The organism is Salinimicrobium gaetbulicola (assembly GCF_042676025.1).
GTDB lineage: Bacteria > Bacteroidota > Bacteroidia > Flavobacteriales > Flavobacteriaceae > Salinimicrobium > Salinimicrobium gaetbulicola.
Window position 1 is genome coordinate 758814 of sequence record NZ_JBHTJP010000035.1, and the last position, 17738, is coordinate 776551.

11 protein-coding genes are annotated in these 17738 nt (G+C 42.7%); 10 read left to right on the forward strand and 1 reads right to left on the reverse strand.

Annotation, left to right across the window (positions count from 1 at the left end; translation table 11 throughout):
* Window positions 1–41: 41 nt before the first annotated feature.
* The 9 genes from ACFQ1G_RS12815 to ACFQ1G_RS12860 all read left to right on the forward strand — a co-directional run bounded on the left by ACFQ1G_RS12815 (window position 42) and on the right by ACFQ1G_RS12860 (window position 13074).
* Window positions 42–437, forward strand: coding sequence for an HYC_CC_PP family protein (locus ACFQ1G_RS12815; protein WP_449329124.1), 396 nt, complete (start codon window positions 42–44; stop codon window positions 435–437).
* Between the two features lie 107 nt (window positions 438–544).
* Complete coding sequence (locus ACFQ1G_RS12820; RefSeq protein ID WP_380740157.1) at window positions 545–4297, forward strand: efflux RND transporter permease subunit; 3753 nt, start codon at window positions 545–547, stop codon at window positions 4295–4297.
* 42 nt (window positions 4298–4339) lie between these two features.
* Window positions 4340–5572, forward strand: coding sequence for a TolC family protein (locus ACFQ1G_RS12825; RefSeq protein ID WP_380740158.1), 1233 nt, complete (start codon window positions 4340–4342; stop codon window positions 5570–5572).
* A gap of 31 nt (window positions 5573–5603) precedes the next feature.
* Window positions 5604–7310 (forward strand): efflux RND transporter periplasmic adaptor subunit, encoded by a 1707-nt coding sequence (locus ACFQ1G_RS12830; protein ID WP_380740160.1) that lies wholly within the window; start codon window positions 5604–5606, stop codon window positions 7308–7310.
* A 32-nt stretch (window positions 7311–7342) separates the two neighbouring features.
* Window positions 7343–7927 carry a DUF3347 domain-containing protein gene (locus tag ACFQ1G_RS12835; RefSeq protein WP_380740162.1) on the forward strand — a complete coding sequence of 195 codons (585 nt, stop codon included), beginning with the start codon at window positions 7343–7345 and terminating at the stop codon, window positions 7925–7927.
* Between the two features lie 30 nt (window positions 7928–7957).
* Window positions 7958–8497, forward strand: coding sequence for a helix-turn-helix domain-containing protein (locus ACFQ1G_RS12840; RefSeq protein WP_449329126.1), 540 nt, complete (start codon window positions 7958–7960; stop codon window positions 8495–8497).
* A gap of 292 nt (window positions 8498–8789) precedes the next feature.
* Window positions 8790–9170, forward strand: coding sequence for a DUF3347 domain-containing protein (locus ACFQ1G_RS12845; RefSeq protein ID WP_380740166.1), 381 nt, complete (start codon window positions 8790–8792; stop codon window positions 9168–9170).
* Window positions 9171–9197: 27 nt separating this feature from the next.
* Window positions 9198–9686, forward strand: a complete 489-nt coding sequence (locus ACFQ1G_RS12850; RefSeq protein WP_380740167.1) for a DUF305 domain-containing protein — start codon at window positions 9198–9200, stop codon at window positions 9684–9686.
* A gap of 82 nt (window positions 9687–9768) precedes the next feature.
* Entirely contained in the window at window positions 9769–13074 is a 3306-nt protein-coding gene (locus ACFQ1G_RS12860; protein ID WP_449329125.1) for a heavy metal translocating P-type ATPase, read from the forward strand.
* Between the two features lie 71 nt (window positions 13075–13145).
* Here ACFQ1G_RS12860 and ACFQ1G_RS12865 read toward each other — a convergent pair whose 3' ends face one another.
* Window positions 13146–15635, reverse strand: a complete 2490-nt coding sequence (locus ACFQ1G_RS12865) for a zinc-dependent metalloprotease (protein WP_380740169.1) — start codon at window positions 15633–15635, stop codon at window positions 13146–13148.
* Window positions 15636–15832: 197 nt separating this feature from the next.
* Between ACFQ1G_RS12865 and ACFQ1G_RS12870 the strand changes: the two genes are divergently transcribed.
* Entirely contained in the window at window positions 15833–17737 is a 1905-nt protein-coding gene (locus ACFQ1G_RS12870; RefSeq protein ID WP_380740171.1) for a T9SS type B sorting domain-containing protein, read from the forward strand.
* Window position 17738: the final 1 nt, after the last annotated feature.

Below are 17738 nucleotides of genomic sequence, written 5' to 3' on the forward strand. Positions count from 1 at the left end.
TTTCTTGTTTATATTCAGGAAAAACAATTAACTTTGTTTCCGTGAAAAAGGTTTTTCAAAAATCCGGCTCTTTGTTAATGGCACTTTTGGTGCTGTTCTCAACCATATCATTTACCGTAGATAAACATTTCTGCGGAAGTGTACTGGTGGACCTTGCCATATTCTCTGAAGCAGAAGATTGTGGAATGGAACATTCAGGTGAAATGATGGATGGTCACGGATGTAAAGATCAAACTATTCATGTTGAAGGTCAGGAAGATTTAAAGATATCTTTTAATGACCTTGACCACCCTAAGCAGGTTTTCCTTGCTAGTTTTACCTACTCTTATGTAGAGTTATTTCAGGAACTGCCAAAAGCACTGATTCCTTTTTCCGATTATTCCCCGCCTTTGCTGGTCTATGACATACAGTTGAGAGACCAGACCTTTCTTATTTGATATTTTAAGTTTTAGAAAGACAGGCCCGAAAATGCTTTTTTGAGGCCCGATCCGGATTATTGGACTTTGTTCGATTTTTCAATTCTTGAACTTAATATCATTTTAACATGCTAAATAAAGGCATCAAATTTCTAATAGAAAACAAACTTGTAGCTATCCTTCTTCTCCTGTTATTTGTGGGATGGGGAATAGTTACAGCACCTTTTAACTGGGAAACCGGGATTCTGCCAACAGATCCTGTCGCGGTTGACGCGATTCCAGATATTGGTGAGAACCAGCAGATAGTTTTTACCAAGTGGCCGGGAAGATCTCCTCAGGATATTGAGGATCAGATCACCTATCCGCTAACCACTTCTTTACTCGGGATCCCCGGGGTGAAAACCATTCGAAGTTCCTCAATGTTCGGCTTTTCGAGCATTTACATCATTTTTGAAGAAGACATTGAATTTTACTGGAGCCGTAGCCGGATTCTTGAAAAGCTGAATTCCCTACCCAGCAATTTACTACCCGAAGGGGTGAATCCGGCTCTAGGCCCTGATGCGACTGGTCTCGGACAGATCTTCTGGTATACTTTGGAAGGGAGAGATAAGGATGGCAATGTTACAGGCGGTTGGGATCTCCATGAGTTGAGGAGTATTCAGGACTATTACGTGAAATATGCGCTTTCAGGAGCCAGTGGAGTTTCTGAAGTAGCTTCCATCGGAGGATATGTTCAGGAATATCAGATTGATGTGAACCCTGAACTTATGCGTCAGTATGACATTGGTTTGAAGCAGGTGGTCATGGCTGTAAAAGAAAGTAACCGGGATATAGGCGCGCAAACCCTGGAGATCAATCAGGCGGAATACCTTGTTCGCGGACTGGGATATGTCAAATCCATCGAGGATATAGAAAATGCCGTGGTTACTTCAGAAGACTACACCTCCATACGCATAAAAGACATCGCTAAAGTTTCTTTAGGGCCTGCCCAAAGACGCGGAATACTTGATAAGGAAGGCGCTGAGGTTGTAGGTGGAGTAGTGGTTGCACGTTATGGAGCCAATCCATTAGAGGTGATCAATAATGTGAAGGAACAGATAGCTGAGATAAGTGGTGGACTTCCTTCAAAGGAATTGAGTGACGGGCGAGTTTCCCAGGTCACTATTGTTCCTTTCTATGACAGGACAGAACTTATACAGGAAACTCTTGGCACTTTGAATGAAGCTCTTAGCCTGGAGATCCTGATTACAATTCTCGTCATCATTATAATGGTGTATAATTTAAGGGCCTCAATACTCATTTCGAGCTTGCTGCCGGTTGCCGTGCTGATGGTCTTTATTTCCATGAAGCTCTTTGATGTTCCGGCAAATATTGTCGCCCTCTCGGGTATTGCAATTGCTATTGGTACCATGGTAGATGTAGGGGTCATACTTTCCGAAAATATTCTACGGCATATTGACGAACTGAGTACCGATGAAAATGGGAAGAGACTGCCAATAAATACGATTGTATATAATGCCACTTCTGAAGTTTCAGGAGCTATTTTGACAGCGGTACTTACCACGATAATAAGTTTTATCCCGGTGTTTACGATGATAGGTGCCGAAGGTAAGCTGTTCCGACCCCTGGCCTTTACCAAAACCATGGCCCTTACGGCTTCTCTTATTGTGGCGCTGTTTTTAATTCCGCCTTTTGCCGCGGCTTTCTTTAAGAAAAGGACTGCGCGAACAAGTGTCGGGTTTGTCGTGAATACATTATTGATAATAGCAGGGATTACAGCTCTTGGGTTTGGGTATTTTATAGGTATTGTTGCAATCGCATTTGGGGTTACAGGATTGATGCTTCTTAAAAAGAAGATCACTTCCAAAAAATCTAATCTTATAAATGTTATCATCTCTGCCTTTGCTATTGTATACCTGCTGGCTGAATACTGGAGACCCTTAGGTTTCGATCGGAGTGTTGTAATGAACTTTTTATTCGTGGGATTGATAGCCTTTGGGCTTTTGGGAGCATTTACTGTTTTTCGAAATTATTATACCCGTATTCTTACCTGGACTCTGGATAATAAGATCTTATTCCTCTCTGTGCCTGCGGTTGTTGTGATCCTGGGATTTTTGATAATGAGAAATACCGGAAAGGAATTCATGCCTTCACTTAATGAAGGATCTTTTCTGTTGATGCCTACATCTTTACCTCATGCCGGGGTTGAAGAGAATAAAAGGGTGTTGCAGCAACTGGATATGGCAGTTGCAGGGATTCCGGAGATAGAAACCGTGGTGGGAAAAGCCGGCCGTACAGAATCAGCCCTTGACCCTGCACCTCTTTCAATGTATGAGAACATCATTCAGTACAGATCTGAGTACATGCGTAATGAAGAGGGAGAACCGCAACGTTACCAGGTTAATGAGGATGGTTTATTTATACTGAAAAGCGGGAAACTGGCATTAAACCCTAATACTGAAGTAGATGAAGATGCCAATTATGAAAGCTCAAGTATAAAAGATCCGCTTAAAGTTAACAGGGAGCAATTGATCCCCGATGAGGATGGGGAATACTTCAGAAACTGGAGACCTCATATTCAGTCCCCTGACGATATCTGGAACGAAATTGTGAAGGTGACCAAATTGCCCGGAGTGACCTCAGCACCAAAACTGCAACCTATTGAAACGCGTCTTGTCATGTTGCAAACCGGGATGCGGGCTCCTATGGGGATCAAGGTGAAAGGACCTGACCTCAAAACGATAGAAGCTTTCGGTTTAAAACTGGAAGATATTTTGAAGGAGGCTGAAGGTGTAAAGGATGAAGCCGTTTTTGCTGACAGGATAGTGGGAAAACCTTATCTCCTCATTGATATAAAACGGGATAGACTGGCGCGTTACGGTATTGCCATTGAAGATGTACAGCAGGTGCTTGAAGTTGCGGTAGGAGGAATGGTCATTTCCCAAACGGTAGAAGGCCGGGAAAGATATGGAATGAGGGTTCGCTATCCGAGGGAGCTACGGGCGAACCCTCAGGATATTAAAGATATCTACATTCCCGTGGAAGGAGGAAACTCCGTACCGCTGGGAGAATTGGTAGAGGTAAGGTATGAACAGGGCCCGCAGGTTATCAAGAGTGAAGATACCTTCCTTATAGGCTATGTGCTGTTCGATAAGTTAGATGGGTTTGCCGAAGTTGATGTAGTAGAAAATGCTCAGGATCTGATCAAAGAAAAAATTGACTCAGGTGAATTGTCAGTTCCTGAAGGAATTACTTATAGGTTTACAGGAACATATGAGAACCAGCTTAGAGCTGAAAAGACTCTCTCGGTGGTAGTGCCTCTTTCCCTTATCATAATCTTCCTTATTCTATATTTCCAGTTTAGGTCGGTTTCGACGTCATTAATGGTGTTTACCGGGATAGCTGTCGCTTTTGCAGGTGGATTCCTAATGATCTGGTTCTACGGTCAGGAGTGGTTCTTAAATTTCAGTTTTTTCGGTGAAAACCTGAGGGACCTTTTCCAGATGCGCACTATTAATTTAAGTGTTGCCGTTTGGGTAGGTTTCATTGCCTTATTCGGGATCGCTACAGATGACGGTGTGGTTATGGCTACCTACCTCACGCAGACTTTCGACAGGAATGTTCCGAAAACAAGAGAAGAGATAAGAGCTTCTGTGATCGAGGCAGGTGAGAAAAGGATCCGTCCTTGTTTGATGACAACAGCCACCACCATTTTGGCCCTTCTGCCGATCCTGACATCGACGGGACGCGGAAGTGATATTATGATCCCTATGGCGATCCCAAGTTTTGGAGGAATGTTGATCGCTCTTATGACGCTGTTTGTAGTTCCGGTTTTATATAGCTGGCGTAAAGAAGCGGAATTGAAAAGAATAAAGAACTAAAAGAATATTAGGATGAAAATTAATTTGAAAAAATTCAAAAGTTTGTCCCGAATAAATATAGGAGAAACCTTGTTTGTACTTTTCCTTATTCTTTTTGGATTTAACGGAAAGGCTCAACAACTAGAGTCATATATACTGGAAGCAGAAAAGAACAACCCGGAAATTCAGAAATTTGAACTCCGATTTGACCTTGCTTCTGAAAAGGTTAAGGAAGTTAATTCTTTACCCGATACTGAATTTAGCGCGGGTTATTTTATCAGCGAACCCGAGACCAGGACTGGGGCTCAAAAAGCCCGTTTTTCAGTCCGCCAAATGATACCCTGGTTCGGAACTATTACCACCCGGGAGAACTATGCCAGTGCTATGGCTGAAGCTGAATATGTTGAAGTTTCGGTAGCGCGGAGAAAACTGGCCTTATCTGTGGCCCAATCCTATTACAGGTTGTATTCTCTGAAAGCCAGGAAAGAGGTGTTGATTGAGAACATTGAATTGTTGGAGGTGTATCGTGAGTTGGCTTTAAATTCACTTGAGGTGGGAAGTGCTTCAGCCGTAGACGTGCTTCGGCTTCAAATGAGACAGAATGACCTTGATCAGCAAAAGGAAACCATAGAGCAGGATCTGGAGGCTGAAAAAGTGAATTTCAACAACTTATTGAATCGAAAAGAAGATCTGGAGATAACCGTTGTTGATTCCATGGCGATTCCAAATGAAGCCGTAATGGAGACTTTGACCGTCGCAGAAGTGCATCCGGAGTTGTTGAAATTCGAACGTTTGTATGAATCCATCAATGAGGCGGAAGCGTTAAACAGGAAAGATGCTCTTCCAAAGCTTGGATTCGGGCTGGATTATATCCCGGTAGCAGAGCGTACTGACATGGTGGTAGATGAAAACGGAAAAGATATCCTTATGCCTATGGTTTCGGTTTCAATTCCAATTTTCAATAACAAGTACAAATCGGTTACGCGCCAGAATGAGATCAGGCAAAAGGAAATTCTGTCTCAACGAGAGGAAAGACAAAATATGTTGGAAAATTTGCTGGCTTCGGCTGTAAGCAACCGAAGATCGGCCAGGATCACGGCAAATACATTTATACGCAATATCAAACAGGCCAAGGACGCAGAAGAAATACTGGTTAAGAATTATGAAACCGGGACTATAGATTTTGACGATGTTCTGGATATCCAGGAAATGCAGTTGAGATTTCAGACCGGATTGATTGAAGCCGTAAAAAACTATTACCAGCAGACGGCCCTGGTAAACTATTTGACCAATTAAAACAGAAAGATCATTTCTTAATACGAATAAGATGAAAAGAATATTAATATACCTAGGAATATTGGTGGCCGGCCTGGCGCTGGGCTACTGGATGTTTAGTGGTTCTGATGCAAACGTAAGCGATGCGGCTCACGATCATGAAGGAGAATCGGCAACCCAGATGTGGACTTGTTCCATGCATCCGCAGATCATGCAGCCGGAACCAGGAGATTGCCCTATCTGCGGAATGGATTTGATCCCTGCTGAAGCGGGAGCAGACGGTCTGGCTGCTGATCAATTTAAACTTTCAGAGAATGCTCTGGCCCTGGCTAATATTCAGACCACAATTGTGGGTGGCGGAGAAATTGGAAGTAACAATCTGAAGCTTTCAGGAAAAATACAGGTGAACGAGGAAGCAAATGCGGTACAGGTAGCCTATTTCGCCGGAAGGATCGAAGATCTGAATGTGAATTTCACCGGGGAACAGGTGAATCGTGGGCAATTACTGGCAACCATCTATTCACCTGAACTGGTTGCGGCTCAACAAGAATTACTAACGGCAGCCCGAATGAAAGAAAGTCAGCCGGCTTTATACAATGCGGTTAGAAATAAGCTGAAACTGTGGAAACTTTCAGATAAGCAGATCGAGGCGATAGAAGCATCAGGTGCTGTTAGAGAGAATTTTCCTGTGTATGCCACGGTAAACGGAACTGTAACAGATAAACTGGTACAGGAAGGAGATTACGTGAAGCAGGGGCAGCCCCTTTATAAGATTTCAAACTTAAACAGTGTTTGGGCGGTTTTTGATGCTTATGAGAACCAGATCAGGAATATTGAGGTAGGGCAGGAGATCACTATTACTACAAATGCTTATCCAGAAAAGGAATTTAAAGCCACTGTTTCTTTTATCGATCCAGTGCTAAATACCTCAAGTAGAACTGTACAGGTTAGGGCCGACCTGGAAAACAAGAATAACATCTTCAAGCCGGGAATGTTCGTGCAGGGAGAAGTGAAAACAGCCGGAGTGGAAACAGAAGAGGTAACAGTTAACATTCCGAAATCTGCGGTGCTCTGGACAGGAGATCGCTCCCTGGTATATGTAAAACCTGTTCCAACCGAGCCTGTATTTGAAATGAGGGAAGTAACACTTGGAAGATCCATGGGAGACAGGTATGTTGTTCTCGAAGGTTTGGAGAATGGGGAGGAAATAGTAGTAAACGGAACTTTCACCGTAGATGCTGCCGCCCAGTTGCAGGGAAAAAAATCCATGATGAATGCAAGTGAAGGAATGCCTGAGGATCCGGAACAGATGAAGATGAATTTACCGGAAACTTTCCAGAAGGATTTCACTACTGTGCTAAGTACGTATTTTGAATTGAAAGACGCCTTTGTAAGCTCTGATGTAGAAAATGTAAAGTCTAATGCTTATAAAATGCTTCAGGAAGTGAAAAGCCTTAAAACCGGTAATTTGGGAGCTATGGAAGTTTCCCATGTGAACGAAATGGTCCAAATGCTGCAGGCTATTTCTGAAAATGATGTACTGGAGAATCAGCGGGAGCATTTTATTGTACTCTCAAAGAATATGATCGCTTTTGCTTCTAATCTGGATGAAATTGATACCCCGGTTTTTGTGCAGCATTGTCCTATGGCAAACACTAATAAAGGAGCAGATTGGTTAAGCCTTTCCGAAGATGTTAAGAATCCTTATTACGGTGAGGCCATGTTGACCTGTGGCGAAGTCGTCAAAAGAATTAAGTAAATCCATAACTTTAACTATAAATAAATTTTAAAATGAAAAACGCAAGATTATTATTAATGGCCTTTTTGGGAGCGATCACCTTAAATTCATGTGGTGATTCTAAAAAGGAGAATGAAGCTGAAGATGCAACGCATGCAGATCATGAAATGCATATGGAAGGTGAAGAAATGCATGAGATGAGCCAGGAAATGGATCACTCTGCAATGACTGCTGAAATGGCATTTAAAGATGAGAAAATGGCTGCTGTATATGGACACTATGATCATATCAAAACAGCCTTAGTGAAGAGTGATGCTGCCGAAGCTCAAAATGGCGGTAAAATGCTGGTTGACGCTTTACAGGCTGCAGGTGGTAAGGAAGATGCTATGAGCGCAGCTCAAAAGATCGCTCAAAGCTCAGAACTAAACGAGCAGAGAACCGCATTTTCAGACCTTTCTTCGGCGGTAGAAGAAATGATGGCAGGAACCCTAAGTTCTGGAGCTATTTACAAGCAGTACTGCCCGATGGCTTTTGAAGGAAAAGGCGGATACTGGCTTTCATCTTCTGAAGAGATCCGCAACCCATACTACGGTGATAAGATGCTTAAGTGTGGTAGCGTAAGAGATACCATTAAATAGAATTTAAAGGTGAAACTGTATATTAAAAATATGGTTTGTAACCGCTGTATCATGGTGGTGAAGTCTGAGCTGGAAAAGTTCGGGCTTCATCCCGTTACAGTGACTCTTGGGGAGGTGGAACTCGACCAGGAGATCACCCCTGCTCAAAAAAAGGAACTGGCCGATCACTTCAAGGATCTGGGTTTCGAACTTATAGACGATAAGAAAACCCGGCTCATAGAAAATATCAAAACTAGTATTCTGCAACAAGTACATTACTCTGAAGAGCCTCTTAAAATCACATTTTCAGAATACCTTTCCGAAAGATTCCACCAGGATTATTCGGCTCTCAGCAAGTTGTTTTCTGAAGTTCAGGGAATGACCATTGAACAATATGTCATCACTCAGAAGATTGAGAAAGTAAAGGAGCTTCTGGTCTATGACGAACTTTCCCTTAGTGAAATTGCCTTGCAGCTGAATTATTCCAGCGTTTCCCACCTTAGCAAGCAGTTCAAAAAGGTCACCGGTCTCACGCCTACGCATTTTAAACAGGTGAAGGAGAACAAACGTATTCCCCTCGATAAGCTTTAGATCAATTTTTCTTCAGGAATTGAGAAAATTCTTTTAAACCAGCGGTTTGATTGAGTTTTACCAATTCTTTATGAAAGATTCCATAGCCTTTTTTCGAATTTAGTATTAAAGAAACTAAATTTTAAAGCTATGAAAGTCTTAAACTTCTGTATGGTCTTTTTGCTGACCACTGTGCTGTTCTCCTGTAAAGGCGAGAAGGAAAATCAATCGGTAGAGATCAAAACTCCTGAAGAGGTGAAAAAAAGCTGAAAAAAAGACCGCAGATGTTGCCGACCAGGATTTTATAGATGGAATGACCGGGAAGATATGGCACAATTACCTCGAAATAAAATTCGCCCTTACCAATGAGGATACGGATAAGGTGAATGAGGTCGCCGAGGCGATGGCCGATTCTTTCTCTCCTGAAAGGCAAGAAATGAAAACTCTAGCCCAACAATTGGCAGAAACAGATGATATAGAAGAACAAAGAAAATTGTTCGCTGCTTTTACCGAAAAAGCGGGGCCCATGTTTGAAGATGCCCTGTCTAAAGGGACCATTTATAAGAAGTATTGTCCTATGGCTTTTAACAATAAGGGAGCTTATTGGTATGCGGATGTTAAAGAGATCTCCAACCCGTATTTCGGTGAAAAAATGCCCGACTGCGGGTCAGTGGAAAAAACCATTAAAAAGTAAAATAATTTCCAACCAAAAAACTCAAAGATGGAATCTAAACAAGATAAAAAAATGAAAGGCGGTAACTACGGAAAATTTTTCTGGATGCTTGGACTTTCATTTATAGCCATGTACATCACTATGTATCTGAACACTTATGAGTTCGATCACGTGTACTTTAGTCTTACCAGGTTTTATATGACCTGTCTGGGAATTTCTGCAATGGCGGTTATCATGCTTTCATTCATGCTGAATATGTATAAGAACAGGAAAAAGAATATAGGAATTTATGTGGGCAGTGCCTTACTTTTTGTTTCGGCGCTGGGACTGGTAAGAGCCCAGGCACCTGTCATTGGGGATGTGCTATATATGAAAGCTATGATCCCTCACCATTCCATCGCCATATTAACCAGTAAAAGGGCAGATATCAAAGATCCGGAAACTAAAAAACTTGCGGAAGAGATCATTGAAGCTCAAAAGCGAGAGATCGCGCAAATGAAAAAGATAATTTACAGGCTGGAGAACCAGGAGGATTAGGGAAATCTTGCCATAAATTTCCAGAATTATATAACGCTCCTGTCTTTTTTCCTGCGAACTTTGTTTAGTAAAGTTAAAAGATATGGAACACACATATAAAATAACCGGGATGACCTGTAACGGTTGCCGGTCTCACGTCGAGAAAACGCTTCAGGAGATTGAAGGCGTGAAAAACGCTTCAGTTGACCTTGAAAAGGCTGAAGCGTTGATCAAAATGGAAAAACACATTCCTTTAGAAACTTTCGAGAAAGCTCTTCAGCAGGAAAATGAAAAATATCATATTTCCGCTGGAGAGAAGGCAGCCAAAAATGACATTTCAGAATCCTCTTCTTCCGAAGGGGCTATGGAACATACCTATAAAATAGAGGGCATGACCTGCAATGGCTGCCGTTCTCATGTAGAGAAGGTGCTTCAGGAAGTGGAAGGCGTGAAAAACGCTTCTGTAGATCTTGAGAAAGCGGAGGCGGTCATCGAAATGGAAAAACACATTCCGCTGCAAACTTTTGAGACGGCCCTTCAGAAGGAAAACGAAAAATATCATATTTCTGCTGCAAATAAGACTTCCGGAAATGACCTTTTAGAGCCCGCTTCTTCCCAAGAAAAACATACAACAGCTTCCAAAAATGACCTTTCCGAGCCTTCTTTTTCCGAAGAAAAAAAGTCCGGGATGACGCATCACTATAGGATCATTGGCATGACCTGCAACGGCTGCCGAGCACACGTGGAAGAGGTGTTGAGTAAAGTAGATGGTGTAAAAACCGTTTCTGTTGACCTCGAAAAAGCCGAAGCTGTAATTGAAATGCAAAAGCATATTGCGGTTGGTGTTTTTGAGGACGCGCTTCAAAAAGACGGGGGCAGATATCACATTTTAGACGCTCCGAAAAAAGGTAAACTTGAGCAGCAGTTTGAGATCTCAGGTATGACCTGTAGCGGATGTCAGGCTCACGTGGAAGAGGTGCTTCAGAAAGTGGAAGGGGTTGAAAAAGTAAACGTTGACCTGGAAAAAGCGGAAGCGAAAATTGAAATGCAAAAACCGGTTCCTGTAACAGCTTTCCAGGAAGTCTTGCTGGAAGAAGCAGGATCTTACAATATTTTCCTGCCCGGGCAGGATGTGACAGCCGCTCCTAAGCCTGAAAAACCCAAAGGAATAGGTACCGGCACCTTTTATTGCCCTATGCACTGCGAAGGCGATAAGACTTACGATAAGCCCGGAGATTGCCCCGTCTGCGGAATGGACCTTGTAGAAGAGGTGAGTCTTAAGGCCGAAAGGACACGGTACACGTGCCCAATGCATCCAGAAGTGATCAAAGACGAACCCGGAAGTTGTCCTATCTGCGGAATGGACCTTGTTCCTATGGAAGCTGAGGTTTCTGCTGAAAAGAAGACCTATAATAAGCTTCTTAAAAAATTCAAGATTGCAGTCGCATTTACCCTTCCCATATTTTTAATAGCGATGTCTGAAATGCTATCTGAAAATCCACTTTATGACATGATGGGTATGAAAGCCTGGAACTGGGTACAGTTCGCGCTTTCGCTTCCTGTTGTTTTCTATGCGACCTGGATGTTCTTTGAAAGAGCATACCGGTCCATAAAAACCTGGAACCTCAACATGTTCACTTTGATCGGGATCGGAGCCGGGGTGGCCTGGGTGTTTAGCGTTTTTGGAATGCTTTTTCCAGATTTTTTCCCGGAACAATTCAAGACTCACGAGGGTACCGTACATGTTTACTTTGAAGCTGCCACAGTAATACTGACCCTTGTATTGCTTGGCCAGTTATTGGAGGCCCGTGCGCACTCCCGCACGAATTCCGCGATAAAAGAGCTTTTAAAACTCGCGCCTAACAAGGCAATTCGGGTTGTTAATGGCAAGGAGGAAGAAATTGATACCGATGATATCCAGGTGGGAGACATTCTTCGTGTTAAACCGGGTGATAAGATTCCGGTGGACGGAAGTATTGAAAAAGGACAGACCAATATTGATGAATCCATGATTACCGGGGAACCAATTCCTGTTGAGAAAGCCGAAGGTGATACGGTTACTTCAGGAACCATTAACGGGAACCGCAGCTTTACCATGAAGGCTGAAAAGGTGGGGGATGAGACCTTGTTATCACAGATCATTAAAATGGTTAATGATGCGAGTCGTTCCCAGGCGCCCATTCAGAAACTCGCCGACAAGATCTCCGGGTATTTCGTGCCCATCGTAGTTTTTATATCCATTATTACCTATGTCGTTTGGGCTATTTACGGACCTGAACCTGCACATGTTTATGCTTTGGTCAACGCAATAGCGGTCTTGATTATTGCCTGTCCTTGCGCCCTGGGTCTGGCCACTCCAATGTCGGTCATGGTAGGTGTTGGAAAAGGTGCTCAAAATGGAGTTCTGATCAAGAATGCCCAGGCGCTTGAACAATTGGATAAGATAGATACCCTGATTATTGACAAGACGGGCACAATTACTGAAGGAAAACCTTCCGTAGAAAAAGTAGTGGTGGCAAATGATTCCTTTACGGAAGAAGAAATGATCAATTATATTGCCTCAATAAATTCACAGAGTGAGCATCCGCTGGCTGCTGCTACCGTCAATTTTGCGAAGGAACGTAAGGTGGAACTTTCTGAAGCCTCTAATTTTAACGCGGTCACCGGAAAAGGTGTTACAGGAACAGCATCAGGAAAAGAAGTTGCCATTGGGAATTACGGTTTGATGGAAGAGATAGGGACTGAGGTTTCAGACGAACTTCAGTCAAAAGTGAAAGAGGAGCAAAAACAGGGAAAAACAGTTTCTTTTGTTGCAATTGAAAAACAAGTTGCCGGCTATATTACCATTACCGATCCAATAAAGAAAACCAGTAAACAAGCCATTAAGGATCTGATCGATGAGGGGGTTGAGGTTATCATGCTGACCGGTGATAACGAAATTACGGCATCGGCTGTAGCTAAGGAACTGCATCTTTCAGGTTTCAGAGCCGGGATGTTACCCCAGGATAAATTGGCGGAAGTCGAAAAGATCCAGGCACAGGGTAAAAAAGTAGCGATGGCCGGTGACGGGATAAACGACGCACCCGCGTTGGCAAAGGCCGATATTGGGATAGCTATGGGAACAGGAACAGATGTTGCCATTGAAAGTGCTGAAATAACGCTTGTGAAAGGAGATCTTCATGGCGTGGTTAAAGCCAAAAACCTGAGTAAAAAGGTGATGAGAAATATCAAACAGAATCTCTTTTTCGCCTTGATCTATAACTCCCTGGGAGTTCCCATCGCTGCAGGAGTGCTATTCCCGTTCTTCGGACTATTACTATCGCCCATGATAGCAGCTTTAGCAATGAGCTTTAGCTCTGTTTCGGTGATCGCAAATGCTTTGAGATTGAGAAATACAGAAATAGGATAAATAATTTTTTAGGAATTAAAAAGCCGGTTGAAATAATATCAACCGGCTTTTCTTTTTGTAGGGTAAAAAGTTTAACTGTTAGGATCGAGAATTAAATTAACTCTTTCCAACGCGTCCTGAAGGTGATACCTGGTCATGGTGTCACGGCTTCTTCCGAGGCTATTTTTTAGCTCGCGCTGTAATTTCATAAGTTCTCCTCTCACTACAGGACGAATATCACTCTGAGCTACCTCCACGTCACTTTGGTTGATCCAGTTTCTGTATCTGGCCGGCACCGACTTTTGCTCTTCGGTCATCAGGTAGTTCATGCGGTCAATGTAGGCTCTTTGAAGGTTTCTTCTGTAGGTGTCGATAGCTTTGCCTCTGCGAAGTTCACTCCAAACACCACTTCTTAGATCCTGCATCATATCCAGAAGGGAGTAGGCTTCTTTATCATTGATCTCTTCATTCTCTATTAATCTGGCCATTCTTCCGAAGTCGAGAAGATTATTAAGGGTTCTTTCCTGGAGTCCGCGAACTCTTTCCACGTTTCCGTCAAATTCAATTTTGTTGAAGATCTTTTGGTCGATCAACCATTCGGGAGTCTCAAAAAGTTCTTCCTGTAGGAATTTCATGGCTCTTTCCTGCTTTTCAGAAGGAACATGAGTAAATACGGCTCCATCCTGATCATAGGTCTTGGTGATCTTTACCACCCCGCCAATATTAGCGGCTACATGCCCCATATAACGGTTATATTGACCAAGCACCTGCTCGTACATGGTTTCAAGGTCTTCATAATCTTTTCCTTCTTCTGCTGTCCACTCGATCAAATTCGGAATGATTCGCTTCAGATTCTTGATACCATAATGACTCGCTAGCATGGCGTCATCTCCAAGGTCTTCGGTTTGCGAAGTGGGGTCGATCACATTGCCCTGCTGTGCTCCAAATCTGTAAACAGGATCATCTGCATGTTTCAGGATCCACGAATCCAGTGTTTTCTTTTCATTTTCCGCAGAAGTATCTAAAATAGGACGATAACCCCACTCGATCGAATACTTGTCATAAGGGCCGATGTTAGGCATTAAAGCGACATCCCCGTCTTCAGGCTGGGCGATATAGTTGAAGCGCGCGTAATCCATAATGGAAGGCGCAGTTCCATACTTTTTAGTGAACTCAGGATCACGCAAAGACTCTACTGGGTAAGCAACGCTGCTTCCCATGTTGTGCGGAAGGCCTAAAGTATGGCCTACTTCATGAGCTGAAACGAACCTGATCAAACGACCCATGATCTCGTCTTTAAACTCTACACCACGCGCATCTTCATTGATGGCCGCAGTTTGAACAAAGAACCAGTTTCTCAGCAGGGTCATTACATTGTGGTACCAGTTGATATCAGATTCCAGGATCTCTCCGGAACGCGGGTCACTTACGTGAGGCCCATTGGCGTTAGGGATCGGGGAAGCGAGGTACCTCACTACAGAATAACGTACATCTTCAGGACTCCAGTCAGGATCTTCTTCTACTGTTGGCGCATCCTTGGCAATAATGGCATTTTTGAAACCTGCCGCTTCAAAAGCTACCTGCCAGTCTTCGACACCTTGCTTGATGTAAGGGATCCATTTTTTAGGAGTAGCACGGTCGATATAATAAACGATCTGTTTCTTAGGCTCTACCAGTTCTCCTCTTTTGAACTTTTCGATATCTTCTTCCTTCACTTCCAATCTCCATCGATCCAGGTAGCGAACGGTTTCGCTTTTTTGAGCATCCAGTCCGTAATCTGTTTGTCCTCTTGAGAACCATCCTACGCGCTCATCAGCATATCTTCTTTTCATAGGAACCTTCGGCAGAAGGATCATGGAATTGCTCATTTTCACCGAGATAGAAGCAGTACTTGCATTAGAAGGCGGATCACCTGCGTTGTAAGTTTTAACGTGACGCACCTCGATGTTCTGAGGATAACTTCTAATAGTATCTATATAGGAGCGGCTGTCATCCAGACGTGTGATCTTGTATTGCTTTCTTCTTTGCTCAGGAAATCCAAGTGCCTGCACATCTTTTTTGAACAGGTCGGTAACTTTGATCACGGTCGCATTATTCACAGAGTCTTTATGAAAGGCCGCAATGTCAAAGGAATAAAGGATCGGTTCAAAATTAGAGTTTACGACTGCTTCATGAATAGGTAATGAATCGGCTGCATAGATCTCGTGAGAAACAATTCTTAGAAGGACATTTTTATTTTTCTTTTCCCATCTAAGAACCTGGGTGTCCTGTTTTCCGCCTCCAAAACCAATTCCGGTAGCGGTTTGGGCAATTCTGGTCACCATCAACATTTCCCTGTTGAAAAGGCTGTCAGGGATCTCGAAGTAATAATCATCTTCTACCTGGTGAACTGTGAAAAGGCCGGCGTCAGATTTAGCGTCTTTGGTGATGACCTTATCAAAAGCTTTAATTCCGTTCTTATCTTTTGAGTCGGGCTTTGCAGCGGCCGTTTTTTTAGCTTTTTCGGGTTGGAAAACGGCACAACTTGTTATTGAAAAAGATAAGCAAACAATAACGAGCCTAAACAATAATCGATTGTTCATTAATGTGAATATTTGGTTAAAAGAGCTCAATTTAAAAAAATGAGCTTTGATCGGCTGAACCAAAGCTGATAAAATAAAAAGAGAGGCATTTTGCTTATTCTTTGACAGAAAGAAACATGAAAGGTTTAAATCGCATCATAAAAACGAGCGAAAAAAGTGTGCTAAAAACCTTCAAATTAGTTGTTAAGATATTCTTAATGTCAAAAGACATCCAGTACCTTTGCAGAAGGATGAAAAAGGTGATTTTCTTCATAATTTTATTTATTCCGACAATTGTTAATTCTCAACTTAATTTTTGTCCGGGAAGTAAAGGAGATCCTATTTTTCACGAGACCTTTGGAAGTGGTGAGGGGACCGGGGCAGCTTTACCTTCGGGAGTAACTAGCTATACTTTTGTCTCGGAGATTCCATATGTTGACGGCCAGTATACAATTACCAATAATACCGGACAAAATAATGGGAACTGGCATTACCTTCCGTCGACTACCGTTTCAAACGGAAAAGCCCTTATCGTCAATGCAGCTCATACTGCAGGTAAATTTTATGAAACTACTGTTTCAGGTTTATGTGAAGCGACAACTTATGAGTTTTCTGCTTTCTTAATGAATGCTTTCAATCCATCTAATGGTGCTTGCGTAAATATTGAAATACCCATAAATGTGAAATTTCAAATTTTGGACCAGACAGGTAGTGTTATTTTAGCCGAAGGAAATACCGGAGATATCTATTCTTCCGTCAATCCTGTTTGGACGCAAAAAGCGCTTACATTTAGATCTGAGCCCGGCCAGCATGAGGTGATCTTAAAAATGTACAATAACGGGGGAGGAGGCTGCGGAAATGACCTGGCAATTGACGATATAATTTTTAGATCCTGTGGTGACCTTACCGAAGTCGTTTCCAGTACGGTCACAGGCGATACTCAGAAGACTTGTAAAGAAGATATTCCGGCAACGGTTGAACTTACAGCCTCCCCCGATGGTTCGGTTTATACCAGTCATTTCTTCCAATGGCAGGAGAGTACAGATGAAGTTAACTGGCTTGATATTTCAGGTGCAACTAGCAATAATTACTCAGCCTCTTCCATAAATGAAACCACATATTTCAGGGTAAAAGTGGCTGAAGATGCGGTTAACTTAAATGACAATTTTTGTAGTTCAGCTTCTGAACCTTTTGCCGTCTTAATAGCGGAGATCCCTTTAGCTCCCCAAAGTGAAGGAGATGTTTCAATCTGCGAGGGAGGTCAGGCGGCCCCATTAAAAGTGAGATCTGAAGCTAATGAAACGGTTCGTTGGTTTGACCAGGCAACCGGCGGAAATTTGCTCACAACAGGAAATGCTTTTATTCCTTCTGCGGAAGGAACATATTACGCCGAAGCGGTAAAAACCGATTTTGAATGCATGCCCGGTCCGCGAACGGCAGTAACTTTAAAGGTCAATTCAAAACCTTATGTGGAAAATGAATTTTTACAGATCTGTCAGGGAAGCCAGATCTCGCTGGATGCCGGATCAGGAGATTTAAGTTATCAATGGAATACAGGGTCAAACTTACAAACGATCACTGTTAGCCAGCCGGCCGATTATTCAGTTAGAATCACAAATTCTGATGGATGTTCAGCTACCAAAAATTTTGAGGTCAGGCAGGTCGATATTGCAGGTATTTCGGGAATCACTTCCGAAGATACTTCTATTATAATTGAAACATTCAACCCGGGAACTTTCGAATATTCGTTGGATGGTTATAATTTTCAACTGTCAAATATTTTTTACAATGTTCCCGGCGGAATTTACACAGCCTATGTAAGAGACCTGGAGGGTTGCAATACGGTTACAAAAGAGTTTCCTCATATAGTGGTTCCGCAATTTATCACCCCTAACAATGATGGGCGAAATGACCGTTTTGAGCTGAAGGGTGTTGAATTTTATGGTAATTCTGAGATCAGAATATTTGATCGTTACGGGAAATTACTGGCTGCCGGTAGCGGTGCAAATTTTTCATGGGATGGAACCTGGAATGGCAGAGACCTGCCTTCCGAAGATTATTGGTATCACATTTTCATAGAAGGGTTTGAACCTATAAAAGGTCATTTTACATTAAGGCGTTAAT